Here is a 16,454-nt window from a genome sequence, read left to right on the forward strand (position 1 = left end):
CAACCAGACTTACTGATTTTAGACGAACCGACCAACCACTTAGATATTCAAACCCTATCTTGGCTGGAAGATTATCTTAAGGGATATCCCGGAGCTGTCCTGATTGTCTCTCATGATCGATACTTTCTGGACCATGTGGTTACGACTATTTATGACATGAACCAAGGCACCCTCACTCACTACAAAGGAAATTATTCTGCTTATCTACAACAAAAAGCAGCGCGTATCAAAACACAACAACGTGCGTTTGACAAACAGCAAGCCCAAATTAGTGCATTGGAAGACTTTGTTAATAAAAATATCGTGCGCGCCTCTACAACAAAACGAGCACAGGCCCGTCGCAAACAATTAGCCAAAATGGATCGCCTAGAAGCACCAAAGGATGATGATCGTTCAATTCGCATTCGCTTCCAGCCTGAGCATGACAGTGGCAAAGAAGTCTTGAAAGTTGCTGATTTGCAGATTGGCTATACTGCCGAGATGCCATTAGCGAATCATATTGACCTTAACGTCATTAAACAGCATGCAGTCGGTATTGTCGGACCAAATGGCGTTGGTAAGTCGACGCTTTTAAAAACAATTTTATCGCAGCGACCAGCTTTAGCAGGCACGATCAAAATTGGAGCCAATGTCACCATTGGTTACTACGATCAGGAACAAGCCGTTCTCCATGATGAAAAGACCGTTTTAAATGAAATTTGGGATGACCATCCAACCATGGCAGAACGTGAAATTCGAACACTATTAGGCAGTTTTCTGTTCACTGGTGATGATGTTGCTAAACCTGTTAGCGCATTAAGTGGGGGTGAACGAGCGCGGTTGTCCTTAACCAAGCTGTCACTCGATCACGACAATTTCTTGATTCTAGATGAACCCACCAATCACTTAGACATCGATTCACGAGAAGTGCTTGAAGAAGCGCTCAATGAGTTTATGGGCACCGTCTTATTCGTCTCACATGACCGTTACTTCATTAATCAAGTCGCAACCGAAGTCGTTGAACTATCTGCTAGTGGTACGCGCTGGTTCGAGGGTGATTATGATGACTATCAAGCTGCCTTGAGTCAGCAAACCCCAAGTGAGCTTAATCAACAACCCACGACTAACGCTGCTAACACGGCCTACCAAGCTAGCAAAGCCGACCTACGTGAGCAGCGAAAGCATCAACGCTTAGTCGACACATTGGAAGAACAGATTGACCAACTAGATGCCGAAATACGTCAGGTCACCACCACAATGCAAGCGCCTGAAAACGCAGCTGATATCGGGAAGCTGACCGATTTACAGCATAAACTAGACGCCCTTAATCAAGAAAATGAAACAATCGAACAACAGTGGACAGTGGCCAGTGAGACGTTGGAACAATTTAACCAAAATCATCATTTAGATTAAGCACCCGTTCAACAGATGTCTAGTGATTCACAAATTTTACCAGTTACGAAGTTTTTAGACTCAAATGATTCAATCACTCATTCGACCAAAAAAGGATGAAATCTCGGAGTAAATCCGTGGTTTCATCCTTTTTTGCAAGAAACGGCGATGACTATGCTTCCACACCAGCTGCCCAAGGAAATTCTAGACTTGGATCAGCGTTTAAGGTCATGTCTGCTCGAACACCTTGTGCCAATGCCACATGTGCCGCGGCCCCAACCATAGCAGCATTATCGCCACACAGAGCCAATGGTGCCGCCACTAATCGTGTGTTGGGCACCACTTTAGGCAATTGCTCGCTCAAAGCTTCGCGAAGACCATGGTTGGCGGCCACACCGCCTGCTAAAACTAATTGTTGCACGGGATAACGTTGCACAGCCGCTATCACCTTGCCTACCAACACATCCACCACACTGGCCTGAAAGCTCGCCGCTAGGTTTTCTCGATTTAGCGTTTCGCCACGTTGATCCGCATTGTGAACCGTGTTAATAAACGCACTTTTAAGACCACTAAAGCTAAAGTCGTAGTTGGCTTCGTGAATCATCGCCCGTGGAAATTTAAATGTATCTTGACCTAAATGAGCCAGACGATCCAACTCTTTACCAGCAGGATACGCGATGCCAAGCACGCGGCCAACCTTATCATAAGCTTCACCAGCTGCGTCATCTCTCGTGTCACCAATGATTTCAAATTCATTGGCCGCTTTCATGTACACGATTTGGGTGTGACCACCGGAAACAAGTAACGCTAATAATGGAAACACCAATGGCTCCACATAGCGAGCCGCATAAATATGACCAGCCATATGATTAACCGGAATTAACGGTAGCTCATGAGCAAAAGCAAATGTTTTCGCAGCAGTCACCCCAATTAGTAATGATCCTACCAATCCGGGTCCATAAGTTACGGCAACCGCCGTCAGCTCGGCTGGTGTGACTTGTGCTTCAATAAGCGCTTTTTGAATGCCGATCGTAATTTCCTCAATGTGGTGGCGGCTAGCCACCTCAGGAACAACACCGCCAAAGCGTTGGTGGCTCTTGATCTGGGTGGCTACAAAATTGCTTAAAATGCGGTTGCCATTTTCGACAACCGCCACACTGGTTTCGTCACAACTAGTTTCAAAAGCCAAAATCAATTCACGTTCATTTGTCTCCAACATGATGCTCCTTTCGGATGAGTTGCATAATCTGTGCATCTTCAACCGGTCGATTATAATAGCGCTTTCGCGTTGCAATTTTGCTGAATCCCAAACTTTGATACAAGCCGATTGCTGCTCGATTGTGCACTCGAACCTCGAGCGTAACAACCGTATTTTTAGGTAGTGTTGTCAGCCACTGCAAAATAAGCTGTCGACCAATCCCATGACCTTGCCAATCCTTAACCACGCCAACATTAGTCAACTCGGCTTCATCAATCACGAAACCACCGCTGAGAAATCCCACCGGTTGATTAGCCACTTGGGCGAGCCAATATTGACTCGTCGGCGCTACAAGATTTTCGGCAATCACGGCCAGTGGCCATGGTGCCCCCGTTGTGTAAGCCGCCTGAGCGAGCTCAAAAATTGTTTTTGCGTCAGCTAATGGATCAGTTGGTTTAAATACAGTCAATTGTGCCCTAGCTTTGGTCATGATTTTCAACCGCCGGACTGAGCGATAATCGCATGTCCAAGGCGTCCTCATGATCCCCAAAGTAATAACCACGTTTAATGCCAGTCTGTTTAAAACCCAATTTTTGATAAAGCTGTTGGGCACGCAAATTGCTCTTCCGAACTTCAAGGGTTACTTGTCGCATCCCCATATGGCGAGCTTTACGAACTAACGTACGCATCAAAAATTCACCCAGACCATTGCCTTGCCAATCAGGTAAGACCGCAATATTGGTAATGTGAGCATCTTGCCGCTGTAGATCGAAAGAACAGCCCGCGAAAGCCAATAAATGATCATTTTTACGAATGACCAAATACAAACGATCTTGTTTTCGTTTTAATTCGTTAGCAAACGCCTGAGCATCCCATGGTGTCTTACCATCATACACTTCCCGTTCCACTTCGACGATTTCCGGCACATCAGGAAACTGAGCGCGTCCTAAAAAATACTGGGTGTCACGAATCGTCAAATGATGGTTCTTGATATCCAGATCCTCAGCTTGCTGTTCCTGCACTTCTCGGGCAAAGTGGTGCCGATACCATTGTTCCAATGCAGTTTTACACTTCTTCAACATAATCCGTGTGCTTTTCTCCTGGGTGAGCAGCGGCCCACTGGGCTTCAGCAGGCGAGAGCCGCAAATAATTTGGAATGAATTGATCCACATCTTGCACTGGTGGCAGATGCCGCGCTAATAACCCGAGGCGCCCGGCATCAGGTAAATTGGCATCACCGGACACGTAAGTTACTTGATCGCCAAGCGCCTCATCGAGGGTTGTTTGATAGCGGCTGGTTTCACCAATTAGGGTGACTGGCTCGCCTAACTGATGTAGCGTCGTCTGCCAACTTGCAATATCCGTATGTTGATCGGCAACTACTGAAGTCAATTGTCCATCAATCAATCGATAAACGCCAGCGTACAGCTGCGTGTTCCGCGCATCAAAAATCGGGCTAATCAATTGTTCAGTTGCTGGCGCACCAGCTGCAATAACCGCTAAACTCGAAACACCGACCAGTTCAAGGCTTAACGTGGCCGCCAGTGTTTTAGCAGTTGTCACCGCAATCCGTAATCCCGTATAAGAACCCGGACCATCCGCGACAACCACCCGATCTAAATCCTGCGGGCGCCAGCCTTGTTCAGCCATTAACGCCGAGATCGTTGGCATCAGCTGGACACTATGATTAAGTTGCGTGGCCGTCGTTTGCTTTGCCACCACCTGATCGTCATTTAATAAAGCCACGCTCATTGGCCGGTTGGACGTATCAAATGCTAATACCTTCATGGATCTCCTTCATCAATTAACTTTCCATTTACATAGTTTCTTAAACAGCCATTATCTTAACACAAAACCAGCGTTTGCCCTAGTTAGACACAATCAGAGTCTGCGTGAGACGTAGGTTAATCACAACAACTTTTGATAACGGTCAGGCGCATCACTTAACTCAGTCAAATCAAAATCACCTGAATCAGCATCTTGCTTCGCCGTTCAATGACGAGCGGCTAACATAAAACGTCCTGCCAAGCAGCGTACTGCTCGACAAGACGTTTTATGTTAAAACTCAGCTAACAATTTCGTTATAGTAAAGGCTACTTATCTTCATAACCACGAGGATGCTTTTGGGTCCATGCCCAGGCTGTCTTAATGATTTCATGAACGTCATCATACTGAGGCTGCCAACCTAAAATGTTCCGAGCATCCGCTGAATCGGCAACTAAGGAATCCGGATCCCCAGACCGCCGTGGGCCAATCTTGGCAGGAATCTCACGACCGGTAACATCGCGCGCTGCCTCAACCATTTGTTTAACCGAAAAACCAGTAGATGAACCTAAGTTAAAGGCACGGCTCTCATTACCTTCTGCCAAATATTGGAGTGCTAAGATGTGCGCGTCAGCCAAATCAAAGACATGAACATAGTCGCGAACATTCGTACCATCAGGTGTATCGTAATCATCACCAAACATATCAATATGATCCCGGTCGCCAAGTGCAGTATGCAAAATAATTGGCAATAAATGGGTTTCCGGATGGTGATCTTCTCCGATTGAGCCATCTGGTTTGGCGCCTGCCGCATTGAAATATCGCAAAGCGACCCACTTGATCCCATAAGCCACATCACACCAGTGAATCATGTGTTCCATGATCAGCTTACTTTCACCATAAGGGTTAATTGGTTCCTTACGATCATCTTCATGAATTGGAATTCGTTCAGGCACACCATACGTTGCTGCCGTCGAGGAGAAGACCATCCGTTTAACGCCTTGTTCATGCATCACTTCCAAGAGGGTAATCATGCCATAAACGTTGTTGTCAAAGTACTTGAGCGGGTCTTTCATGGACTCAGGAACGATTGAGAACGCATCCATGTGGATTACACCATCAATATTTTCCTTTGTGAAGACCTCGGTCAAAAAGTCTCGATCACGCGTATCCCCTTCATAAAAATGAGCCGCTGGATTAATAGCTGCCCGATGACCCGTGGACAGATTGTCAATCACAACTACATCGGTTCCTTTTTCAATTAACCGATCAACCATATGTGAACCAACATAACCGGCCCCACCTGCGACTAAAATGGACATTTAATTTTCCTCCCGACATTGAAATAACAACTCTATCTTAGCACACCAAATTATTGACGAAAACGGTTTCTCAAACAGGTTCGTCCACTGTTTCCGCAACAAGCCATGTTAATTCAGCTTCAGCGTACGTCTGATCCTTTGCTTCATCATTCCCCATAATTCGATGTTTAGTGGCAATCGCACCATCAACTATTTGTGGCGTGGTCACAGCACTTGTGATCGTATGCCCATAGCGGACTTCATTCTCAAACCGAATCGTCACATGCTGTAGACGATGATTGGTCAAAAAGTCTTCGCCCAACGGATCGAGTAGCCAATCAAAATAACGAGCATTGTTAACGTGATGGTTAGTATCCAGATCAAAATAGCGAACATGATAGTCATTTGTGATCAAAGTCTCGTCAGTGGTAATCTTCTGAGGCCTTGCCAGACGTGGAATTCGTTTGACATTTGGCGCTTGATAAGGCGCAATAATTGCTTCAGGGATTGCGATCATTTTTCGCGCCATTAAATCCATGACGACATAGACCGCTTTAATATGCACCAATAAGTTGCCATCAATATCGCGCACGAAAAATTGCCGGTTTGCAAAGTATCGATCATTCGAAACAGCTTCTGTTGTAATGCTTAATTGTTCGCGATCCCTTGGCAAACGAATGATTTGCATTTCATACTGGGTAATCACCCAGCCTAGCCCCTGCTTAAGCATTGTTTGAGTGCCGACACCTAATGCTTCTGCCTGATCATAAGAAGCTAGAACAGCCATATCGACCAGCATGGCTAGCGTCACTTGTCCAGTTAAATCTGTTTCATAGTAAGTTACCTGATGAATTTCAGTAAATTGATTTTCCTTGGTCATTAATTATCCTCATTCAGATGGTGATACACAGCGTAAACGGCCTGCTTTTTAAGTTCCCGCGCTTTGGCGACTTGTTTAATGGCCTCATTTGGTTTTAATCCTTGTCCAATCAGCATGTCCACGTGGTCTGTAATGGATAAGCCAAGTAACGGGTCGCTCACTTCATTAGTGATTGGCTGCGGATTTCCACCCAGTAAAATCACAAATTCCCCCCGTGGTTGGTGCTCGGCCAGCCAAACCAGCACTTCGCTAACCGTTCCACGAACAAATTCTTCATATCGCTTCGTTAACTCGCGACATAACACTACTGGTCGTTCGTCACCGACAGCTGCCTGAATAGCCAGGAGCGTTTTTTTCAATCGATGCGGCGCCTCGTATAAAATAATCGTCTCGGAATGCTGTGCTAGCTCAGCCAATTCGTCCGCCTGAGTCGTTGTTTTGCGGTTCAAGAAGCCATAAAAATAAAACGGCTGCGGTGCCAAACCGCTCGCGATTAAGGCCGTCAAACCAGCGTTAGCGCCGGGCAATGGCACCACTGGAATACCACTATCGATCGCAGCAGCCACTAACTTTTCTCCTGGATCGCTAATCGATGGCATTCCTGCATCACTGACCTGAGCAATGTCTTGACCCTGTGAAAGCCAATCGAGTAGCTCTGGAATGCGCTCATTCGTATTGTGCTCATGAAAACTAATTTGCTTCGTATTAATTTCAAAATTATTTAATAATTTTTGTGTATTTCGCGTATCTTCCGCCGCGATTAAGTCGACTTGTTTCAACGTTTCAACCGCGCGAAATGTCATATCCTGTAAATTGCCAATCGGCGTTGGCACCAAGTACAGTGTCCCAACAGAATGAATGCTAAAACTTTGTTGGCTAGTTGCCGTCATAAATCCCTTAATCCCCTAACTCGCCTTATTGGCCCGCTCACGTTCACCATAAATCAGTTCCAAACAAAATGCGCAAGATTCCGTTGCTTCTCGCCGTTGACCATAAAATTCACGACAAACATGAAAGCCAGCTTCATACAATCGTTCCAAATTCCGCAAAGACTTGGATAGTCGCTGTTGTTCATCATGTGTGTCATCTTCTTCATTTAACAATTCACGTAAATGTTGGTTTTCTACCGTTAATTCCGCATTTTCTTCTGAAAGAGCCGTCACTTGTGCTTTTAACGCGGCTAGCTGTCCTAAAATGGCATCCGCCTGTTCTTCTAGATGATCGAAATCACTCAGCATTGATTGTCGCTTGTCCACAAAGATCCCTCCATCAAAATGATTAGTTTACTAGGTGATTGCTTCTGACAGTCGGTCAATAACCTGTAATGTCAACGATTCGGCGATGTTTTGAAAGTTGACGTTCCGTTCAAGAAGCTGTTTTGATTGTAACCCTAAATCAGTTATTTCCAGAAGATTAGTTTCGTTATACTGACTTGCAAGAATTGCTAACTCCTTGTCGTGCTTGGCAAATCGTGGTGTAAATTTTTTATCAGCAACATTAGTCATCAATAAATCGCGAAAACCACTTAGCATCATATCTAACAATAAACGTTGATGCGGCCGGTCCTTAGCTAAGGGGACCAAGGTTGTGCTAACCAAAACGAAGGCATTTAAATCCGGCTTAGCTACCTGACTAAACCATTGCCAGACGCTAGCAACTGCTTGTTGTAACCAATCATCTACTAACCAGTCAGCCACTTCATTGGGATCGTGAGTCAACTGTAAGGTAAGACCAATTAAATCCGCCGGTAGCCCCACTCTACTAAATTGGACGCGCACCTGATCCTCGCTTAAAGGTTGCATTTCGATGACTTGGGTTCGCGAAATAACCGTCGGCAAAACGAGTTGTGGATTTGTGGTCAATAACAATGCTGTCATGTCGCCTGCTGGTTCTTCTAAAAATTTCAACAAGCTGTTCGCCGCGCTAGCTGTCATCGTCTCAGTCCCCGCAACAATAAATACTTTACGGCTACCCTCAACACCACTCTTTGAAAATTCGGCTTTAAGAAAGCGTACTTGGTCAACCTTGATCGCATTGCCATCCGGCTCAACAATCACGACATCCGGATGTTCATGAGCCGTGATCCGCTGACATTCTTCACAAACACCACAAGGTTCACCATCTTGGACATTAATACAAAAAAGTCGCATTGCAATCCACATGGCCAATTCGGCTTTACCACTGCCACTTGGTCCAGCAAATAAGTAAGCGTGTGCCAATTCTCGATGTTTAATTACATTTTGAAAATGCTGAACCAGGACGGGTTGTCGCTGTTCAGCATTCTTCAAGACTTCATTTTTAATTTGCATAAGACCTCATCGCAATTTCTAAGGTTTACTATTTAAAACTGTTGGAATGCCTCCACAGGCAAGACAAAGCAAGTCGCTCCACCCACCGTCACTTCGACTGGATACGAGGCCGTCTGGTCCATAGACACATCCATGTTGACAGGTGGTGTCATAAACTGGTCGCGTGTATGAGACGTTTCCTTGATCAAATTCAACACTTCATCAACACGATCATCTTCAATTCCAATTAGAAAAGTTGTGTTACCCGAACGTAAAAAACCACCGGTAGACGATAACTTGGTCGCCCGAATGTTTTGTTCAATGAATTGATTACTCAACCGGTTACTATCTTTGTCCTGCACAATCGCGACAATCATTTTCATAACCACACACTCCTTAGTTTACTGGCTTTATACCTTAACTAAATACTGTTGGGAAACGTTCGGCCAATACTCGTTCTGTTTGGATGACCACCTGATCAAACGGTTGATTTGCATCCACTAAAACGATTCGTTTTGGTTGTGCCTCAACCATCTGCAGAAAAGCATGCCGAACACGTTGATGAAAAGCCAAGGCTTCGTTGTCCAACCGATTCACCTGATCTGCCCGATACTGATGAATCCGTGCCAAACCTACTTCTGATGGAATGTCGAAGTAGATGGTCAAATCTGGTGTCAAACCTTCAGTGGCAAAATGGTTCATTTCTGCGACTGCTACTTCACCGATTTGTCGTCCAGCTCCTTGATAGGCAATGGAACTATCCACATAGCGATCAGAAAAAACAATCTTACCAGCCATTAATGCCGGTCGCACAGTCTGCATCAAATGTTGTCGTCGCGCCGCCGCAAATAATAACGCTTCGGTTCGCGCATCCATTTCAAGGTTGTCTGTATCCATAATAATGGCACGAATCGCTTCAGAAATTTTGTTGCCACCTGGTTCTCGTGTACTTAGTAAACGATCACCTAGTTTAACGACATAATGTTCAATCAGCGCATTCAAAACACTGGTTTTACCGGCCCCGTCTGGCCCCTCAAAAGTAATAAATGCGCTCGTCTCCACTGTTAATCTACTCCATTCTCATAACTTCAATACTGATATTGTACTTTAGATATGAAGACCTGTCTAACCAGAATCAATGTGAGCTGGCAAGCCCTTATTAAGCCACATAAACACAATTCACACTCACCTAAAGCCCCCATTAGCCTAGTTTATAATCACTTAAAGGTGTCATATTATTTCCGCATTTATTTAGCTTTATGCTAGGCTTAATTCAAACTTATAAAATAGCTGTCTATCAGCCATCATTACATGGATGGCTTTCAATTCGGAGAGAATTAATCATGACCAAACAATTGCGAATAAAGCCTCATCTAATCTCACTATTAATGGCAGTCATCTGCCTGACGTTATTTTGTCTTGTTTTTCTAGGCAGTAGTCCATTACGCCGGGGAAATTGGTGGCCTGATACCAACGCAATGCTTACTATCGGTCAAGGCTGGTTAAGTGGGCGGCTACCCTTTAAGGACCTATTTGAACAGCGTGGTCCACTATTGTATCTCTATTACCTTTTGGCCAATGTACTTGCTACACAAGGCTATCTTGGATTATTTGTTATTGAGCTCCTCAATTTAATCGGTATTTGGGTCGTCGAGTTCGCCATTATCCACCTTTATTATCCGACAATTGCAGATTGGAAATCAGCTAGCTTGGCTCTATTGCTGCCTTTTTTATTGGTTGGTTCAACATCATTTGAAACTGGTGGGAGTCCAGAAGAGTTCGCCATTTTTTGGCTACTTCTAAGTCTTTACTATGTTATTTTTTTGCTAAAGCAACAACAGCTATCTTTCAGACAAGCCTTTATAATTGGCGTTAGTGGTGGGATTGTTTTTTGGATTAAATATACGTTAATTGCACCATGGTTCGCATTTGGGATCATCATATTAATTACTTACGCGCAACGTCACCAGACCCGCCAATTGTTATTTCAGCTCGGTTCAATGTTGCTAGGCAGCTTATTAGTTTGCTTTATCGTGTTAATTTATTTCCAGTGGCAGCATGGCTTGTCCCAATTATGGCATATCTATTTTTTAACTAATATCACCGCATATTCAAATACCAGTTCAATTAGTCTTGGTGCTCATTTAATGCTTGTGTTACAAATGATCATTACTGCCATGATTAACCAGCCTCTTATCTTAATTGTAGGAGCCTTGACCTGCATCTTTTTAGCACAGGATCCTAATACACACGCCTTGCTTTTAATCATTAGCTTAACGATGACCTTTAACTTGTTATTAAGTTACTGGTCTTTGCACGGTTATCCTTATATGTTCCTGACGACAGCTGCCATAGGATTATGTTCTTTACCAATTGCGCTTAACAGGCAGCTGCAATCAAAACGTTGGGCGACAGCTGAGCTTTTTGTTTTAGTGACCTTATTTGGCATTGCCCCGTTTGCAACTAACAAAATTGCCATGAGCGCCCCGTTTGTGATGACAAAACAACCATATGCGCCACAAGACTTCGGCAACTACATTAGTCAACATGAGCATCGACCAGCCAGTTTGATTTATTTCAATACACTAGATATTGGCGTTGGTCGGTACACGAAACTTTCACATCAAATTAAATATTTTGAAGAAACTAACTTGAATCCCAAACGTTTTCCTATTCAAAGAGAAAGTCTAAATCATTCAGTTATGACCGCACAAAGTCAATATCTTGTTTACGACCTTGGCTGGTCAGGTTACCGAACTGACTTGCAGCGCCCCACATCGATCGCCCAAATTGATCGACAAATTCCACGCTCGATTTTACAACATTATCATATCGTAAACATTAGCAAAACGTTGCCAATTCAAAATAACGGATCAGTCGTCGGCGATAAAAAAAACAGGATTTTCATCCTGCTTAAAAAATAGCGTTCCACTGTACTACCATCGTCTGGGCATAAAGAAATTGGGTTATTCCAGCGTTAATTTGATTTAGTCTAGTGGTTCAACAATAACCAGCGGTCTAACCAAGGAATTTTATGGATGATCATCGCGATTAAGTAACCACCAGCCAATAGAATCAGCATGTTCAGCAAGGTTTGTTTAGTCAATGATTGTCCTGTCAACCACCCCGTTTTATCAAGTGCAATGCTGATCAGCCGATGACACAAGAAGACACCAAAAGATAATCCAGACAAATAAGCCATTCCTTGATTCAACCATTGATGAGTTGATTGATGCCAACGAGCAGCTAACTGTACAAAAGCCGCCGCACACGGTAACAACAATAAGAATTGGTATGGCATTTCTAATTGGCCACCCGTATATTTTGCATAATCTGTAAATTGAAATTGATACTGAGTCAGCCAAATTGCTACCGCTAAGGTTACACCGCTAATCATCAATAACCACTTTGACCATTGTCGCTGACTGGTTTTGATCAAATAGCCGGCAAAAAAATAAGTCGCGCTGATGCCGCCAAAGTAACTAAGATCTAGTTGAGAAATAGAAAACCCTGGCTTACCAAAAGCATTAAGTAACAGCGTCGCCGTTGGCATGACCATCGTTTGGCTGACGACCAACAAGTAGATCCACCACAGTCCTCTTCGGGGAAAATGATACACGGCTCGAGAGATAAAGGGAACCGCTAGGTAAAGTCCTAGAATGGCTGGCATAAACCAAGCATTCCAAATATAAATTCCCAGCCCATTAGGATTACCACCTTGGCGTGAAAAAAACAGCAAATCTTCCAGCCAGCCCATCAATGTTAACGATCGGTGCAAAACGCCCCACAAAAAGAGTTGATAGATCGAAATCCACAAGACAAAACAAATCGCCATCGGAGCAACTTTATGGCGATAAAACCAGTTAATTGCACTGGTTGTCTCATAATCACGGTCAATCAAAAAATAACCAGATAGCATGAAGAAAATAGGTACGCCGAGGTGACCAATGCTGACAAAAGTTGCATTAATGATCTGCCCACCCACTGACAATGTATTTGGATGCGTGTTAGCAGGAATCGCGTGACTTAACAAGACCAAGAAAATGGCAATCACGCGGATTAAATCTAGACCAACAATTCTTTTAGAGACTTTTGTTCGATCAATCTGTTCCATTTTGATTTGGCCTCCGATACTGACAAATTAGGCTAGCCAGTAGCCCAATAAACACTAGCGTGTTAATAATGCCGCCAAGACGAATCAAACGGTAACATAGAACCAGGTTCATGTTGACATACATTGCAAAATAAAGGAATGCTTCATTAATAAAAATCATACTCGTTAAGCCGGCAAACCAAGCCCATTTTATCGACTGTAACCGCATTGACTCACGATTGCTCATCAACCATAATAACTCAAAAGCTAACATCGGAATTTGGTACCGTTCATGTTGTCCCATGGTGAAAAAGAAGATTGCGCCGGTATAGATAAGCCCAATGACCGACAATGGAATTTCCGGCAAGCGGTGTCGCCACATGCCCCAAAACAAACCAATTAAACCCAAGATGATGAGTACTAAAATTGCTTGACCCACCATGTTATACGTAACTGGGCCAAGGATATGATCCGTGATTAGCAATTGCTTATACCAGACTCGAGCCTTTAACGCTGCGGACCAAAAATTAAACGCATTAACAACGATCCCATCATATTGGTTCGCACCGCCGAGAATAACTTTGAAAGGCAATAACACACTATGCATGTTAATCATGAAAGGCAACCAACTAACAATATTAACGCCGATCACCAAACTGACGTATCCTAATATCAATCGCCTCGGGAGCTGGGTTAGTAAAACAAGTCCGAAAATAGGCACCAAATAAATGAATTGTAATTTGGCTAGGCACCCCACCGAAAACCATAGCGTGGCCACCAAATATTGACGTTGTTGCAGGTAGTAAAAACTAATTACAATCAAAAAAACCAACACCGAATCCATTTGTCCCCAAAAAGCAGCATTGAACCAAATCGCCGGGTTGACCAAAATGAGCACACTTAACCACAAACCATGTAACTTATCCGAACTTTTCCAGTAGACGAAAATAGCCGTCAACCAATGAAAAATCAAGGGAAGTAACTTAATCAGTAGAAACGCCAATGTGGTCCGTAACGGAGATTGGCCTACCAACGCAACGCCAAAATGATGAATTAACTTTCCAAACGGCCACAATAATGTCGGAATAAGCGGTGGATAATTAACTAAATAGGCATTTTGAAATCTAGGGCGATACATACCTGCCCAATTCTTAACAACAACTTGAGACCAAGGAAAATTATATGTAAGTAAATCAAATTTTCCCCAAAACAAACCTGCACACACGAGCTCGATTACAGCGACACAGATCAATAAGACGATAAATACTCGAGTCTCTCGACTGAACTTTTTAGTCACAATTGCACACACCTTCACTAAATCTTTATTCAGGATAGCATAAACTTAAAGTTGCGAGTATTCTTTTTCTGTAGGCTGACTTAGCACAAGGCTTCAACCTAACGTCATTATTTTTAAAGGATAAATTCATGCAACGAAAAGCTGTTCAACTCATCTCAATTATTACTTGGCTTGCCCTAGCGATAATTCTGTTAGTGGCCTTGCTACACCCAATTGACCGCCAGGTTCCGATCCAATGGTTATCACCAACTTGTTTATTAATTGCCAGTTCAACATTAGTCTTTCTACTCTGGGGACTCACTCGGTGGTTAACCCGACATCAAGGGATGATTTTTCGCCTAACCCTACTGACAGGTGGGCTCATATTAGGTCTCCAAATCTGGCTCATGCTTAACGTTGTGGGGTTGGGTTCGCTCGATCCAGCGGCTATTCGACTGCAAGCCGCTGCTTTAGCGACGGGATCACATCATTGGTTTACATATTTCTCTTGGTATCCCAATAATGTTAATATCACTCTAATTTTAGCTGGCTTGATGACTGCCTGTCATGCCACTCATGGCATTGGTTTCGGTATTTTTTTAAACGGTTGGTTATTTGCGCACATTGATCTAACCATTTGGTTATTATGGCGCCTAGCCCGTAAATACTTTGGTGCACTAACTGGCTTACTAATTGTGATTTGTAGTTTTTTGTTTGTCCCATTCTATCTTTACGGATTAGACTTCTATACTGATGCACTTGTTTTACCATATATATTGTTGCTAGCAACTTTCATTAGCAATGCCCGAACAGCCACCGGTCATAAAGTTTGGTGGTTAGTGGCCACCTTAATCACATTTACCTGTGCGTATCTCATTAAAGGCAATACTATCGTGTTCGGTATTGCTGGGCTGATCGCTTGGTTATGCTTCACACACCTAACGCTTAGAAAAGTTGGGCAGGTGCTCTTAATCTCTGTACTTAGCCTAAGTCTACTCATTGGTGGTAGCAAATTATGTCATCACTTAGCTGAACAAACTGGCTATCGGCAGCAAACAGCGCTCACGTTTCCAATGCTATCTTGGACATTAATGGGCCTTAATCCAGCTTCAAAAGGAACTTTTTCACAAACAGATATCAATCAAACGAGTCGCTTAGGTTCATCAACTGCCAACCAAAAAGCCGTTCAAATCGCATTACGCCATCGTATTCAACAGCTTGGCGTTACCGGTTTAATCCATCAGCTATTGACTAAAATTACCACCATGTGGTCGACCGGCACACAAGGTGCCTTATTTTGGCCCGACACCTTTCAAAAAATTCCACAACAATATCTCCATCATGAACGAACAGTTCGGGCGCTCTTAGCCAACGGTACTCAAGTGGTTTACCTCAACCTGTTAATCACTGCCTTAATTGGGATCACTTTAAGTTGGCGTCAGACACCATTCTTAGCTAGTTTATTTCAGCTGTCATTATTAGGCATCTTCTTCCTGCATGTTTTATTCTGGGAGGTCGAATCACGCTACGCTTTCTTGACAAGCCCTTTTTTAATTGCACTTTCTGCCAACGGACTACGCTATATGGCACAGCTAACCTTCCCACAATGGCGGTTAGAACAAAAATACAGCCATTGGCTCGTTGCCTGTGTCGTAGTCGGGCTAGTGATCGCCAATGCTTACATTCCTTTCCATAATCGCTTTGAATCCGTTCCTTCACCAACTACTCAATTAGTGGCACAGCAGGCAATCCCTGGTTATTTTCAAGCTCGCTCGTTGACGCTATCACCTCATCAACAAATTAAAACGCCAGTTCAGCTTAACCATCCTGCTAATCAACTGATTACTAACGATCTTGAAAAATTAGGACCATCTATCTCCGTTTATCTATCTCACGGTCATGATCGTCTTTTAACCAATCGGGAAGAAAAAACGAGTACGATTCGAGCTGGTCAAGCTCAACTTGTCGTTAAAAACCAGACAAATCATTCAATTCAAATTCCAGTAATCAATAGTTCGATCATTCCTCTGGCACCAGACTCAATTAGTGGTCACCCTCATCAATATCTTAAATATGTCATTAATGCAGAATTCCCTCAGCCGCTTTATTCGCGGACAATAGGCTTGCTTATTTACCTCATTACGCTTTTGGCAATTCTCCTTGGTGGCTTCCTCTGGTGGAAAACGATCAAATCCATCGAGTAACTTAATTCGCCTTAAATCAGTCAAACATAAAACGATCATCATTCTTCAAGTTGAAAAATGATGATCGTTTTATGTTTAC

The 16,454-nt window shown here is 43.6% G+C and carries 16 protein-coding genes; 3 read left to right on the forward strand and 13 right to left on the reverse strand.

The genetic code is table 11. The features are described from left to right. Positions 1-156 precede the first annotated feature (156 nt). The gene (locus ACYQ0Y_RS04565) at positions 157-1,392 is read left to right on the forward strand and encodes an ABC-F family ATP-binding cassette domain-containing protein (protein ID WP_456237531.1); all 1,236 of its coding nucleotides are present in this window, start codon (positions 157-159) and stop codon (positions 1,390-1,392) included. A gap of 151 nt (positions 1,393-1,543) precedes the next feature. Here ACYQ0Y_RS04565 and tsaD read toward each other — a convergent pair whose 3' ends face one another. The 11 genes from tsaD to tmk all read right to left on the reverse strand — a co-directional run bounded on the left by tsaD (position 1,544) and on the right by tmk (position 9,864). Further along, entirely contained in the window at positions 1,544-2,590 is a 1,047-nt protein-coding gene (gene tsaD / locus ACYQ0Y_RS04570; protein ID WP_407883976.1) for a tRNA (adenosine(37)-N6)-threonylcarbamoyltransferase complex transferase subunit TsaD, read from the reverse strand. After that, complete coding sequence (gene rimI, locus ACYQ0Y_RS04575; protein WP_407883978.1) at positions 2,574-3,059, reverse strand: ribosomal protein S18-alanine N-acetyltransferase; 486 nt, start codon at positions 3,057-3,059, stop codon at positions 2,574-2,576. Before rimI (ACYQ0Y_RS04575) ends, tsaD begins: the two co-directional genes overlap by 17 nt. Further along, positions 3,046-3,651, reverse strand: coding sequence for a ribosomal protein S18-alanine N-acetyltransferase (gene rimI, locus ACYQ0Y_RS04580; protein ID WP_407883980.1), 606 nt, complete (start codon positions 3,649-3,651; stop codon positions 3,046-3,048). Before rimI (ACYQ0Y_RS04580) ends, rimI (ACYQ0Y_RS04575) begins: the two co-directional genes overlap by 14 nt. After that, positions 3,635-4,357: a tRNA (adenosine(37)-N6)-threonylcarbamoyltransferase complex dimerization subunit type 1 TsaB gene (gene tsaB, locus ACYQ0Y_RS04585; protein WP_407883982.1), complete on the reverse strand. Its 723-nt coding sequence runs from the start codon at positions 4,355-4,357 to the stop codon at positions 3,635-3,637. The genes rimI (ACYQ0Y_RS04580) and tsaB overlap by 17 nt, the downstream gene beginning before the upstream one ends. 305 nt (positions 4,358-4,662) lie before the next feature. Continuing rightward, a complete protein-coding gene (galE, locus tag ACYQ0Y_RS04590) occupies positions 4,663-5,655 on the reverse strand; it encodes a UDP-glucose 4-epimerase GalE (RefSeq protein ID WP_407883984.1) in 993 nt (330 codons plus the stop codon). Positions 5,656-5,725: 70 nt separating this feature from the next. Further along, on the reverse strand, positions 5,726-6,514 hold the full coding sequence (locus ACYQ0Y_RS04595; protein ID WP_407883985.1) for an acyl-[acyl-carrier-protein] thioesterase: 789 nt from the start codon (positions 6,512-6,514) through the stop codon (positions 5,726-5,728). Continuing rightward, positions 6,514-7,404, reverse strand: a complete 891-nt coding sequence (gene rsmI / locus ACYQ0Y_RS04600) for a 16S rRNA (cytidine(1402)-2'-O)-methyltransferase (protein ID WP_407883986.1) — start codon at positions 7,402-7,404, stop codon at positions 6,514-6,516. Before rsmI ends, ACYQ0Y_RS04595 begins: the two co-directional genes overlap by 1 nt. Before the next feature lie 15 nt (positions 7,405-7,419). Beyond that, positions 7,420-7,770 carry a DNA replication initiation control protein YabA gene (locus tag ACYQ0Y_RS04605; RefSeq protein WP_407883988.1) on the reverse strand — a complete coding sequence of 117 codons (351 nt, stop codon included), beginning with the start codon at positions 7,768-7,770 and terminating at the stop codon, positions 7,420-7,422. A gap of 30 nt (positions 7,771-7,800) precedes the next feature. Beyond that, the gene (gene holB, locus ACYQ0Y_RS04610; RefSeq protein WP_407883990.1) at positions 7,801-8,823 is read right to left on the reverse strand and encodes a DNA polymerase III subunit delta'; all 1,023 of its coding nucleotides are present in this window, start codon (positions 8,821-8,823) and stop codon (positions 7,801-7,803) included. Between the two features lie 32 nt (positions 8,824-8,855). Further along, positions 8,856-9,185 (reverse strand): cyclic-di-AMP receptor, encoded by a 330-nt coding sequence (locus ACYQ0Y_RS04615; protein WP_407883992.1) that lies wholly within the window; start codon positions 9,183-9,185, stop codon positions 8,856-8,858. A gap of 34 nt (positions 9,186-9,219) precedes the next feature. After that, positions 9,220-9,864, reverse strand: coding sequence for a dTMP kinase (gene tmk, locus ACYQ0Y_RS04620; RefSeq protein ID WP_407883994.1), 645 nt, complete (start codon positions 9,862-9,864; stop codon positions 9,220-9,222). A gap of 281 nt (positions 9,865-10,145) precedes the next feature. On the opposite strand from tmk, the gene ACYQ0Y_RS04625 reads away from it, so the two are divergent. Continuing rightward, positions 10,146-11,726, forward strand: coding sequence for a hypothetical protein (locus ACYQ0Y_RS04625; RefSeq protein ID WP_407883996.1), 1,581 nt, complete (start codon positions 10,146-10,148; stop codon positions 11,724-11,726). A 68-nt stretch (positions 11,727-11,794) separates the two neighbouring features. Here ACYQ0Y_RS04625 and ACYQ0Y_RS04630 read toward each other — a convergent pair whose 3' ends face one another. Further along, entirely contained in the window at positions 11,795-12,916 is a 1,122-nt protein-coding gene (locus ACYQ0Y_RS04630; protein WP_407883998.1) for an acyltransferase, read from the reverse strand. Further along, entirely contained in the window at positions 12,903-14,192 is a 1,290-nt protein-coding gene (locus ACYQ0Y_RS04635) for a hypothetical protein (RefSeq protein WP_407884000.1), read from the reverse strand. The genes ACYQ0Y_RS04630 and ACYQ0Y_RS04635 overlap by 14 nt, the downstream gene beginning before the upstream one ends. Before the next feature lie 128 nt (positions 14,193-14,320). Between ACYQ0Y_RS04635 and ACYQ0Y_RS04640 the strand changes: the two genes are divergently transcribed. Further along, positions 14,321-16,375: a glycosyltransferase family 39 protein gene (locus ACYQ0Y_RS04640; protein WP_407884002.1), complete on the forward strand. Its 2,055-nt coding sequence runs from the start codon at positions 14,321-14,323 to the stop codon at positions 16,373-16,375. Positions 16,376-16,454: the final 79 nt, after the last annotated feature.

It is taken from the genome of Furfurilactobacillus curtus (genome assembly GCF_054657915.1).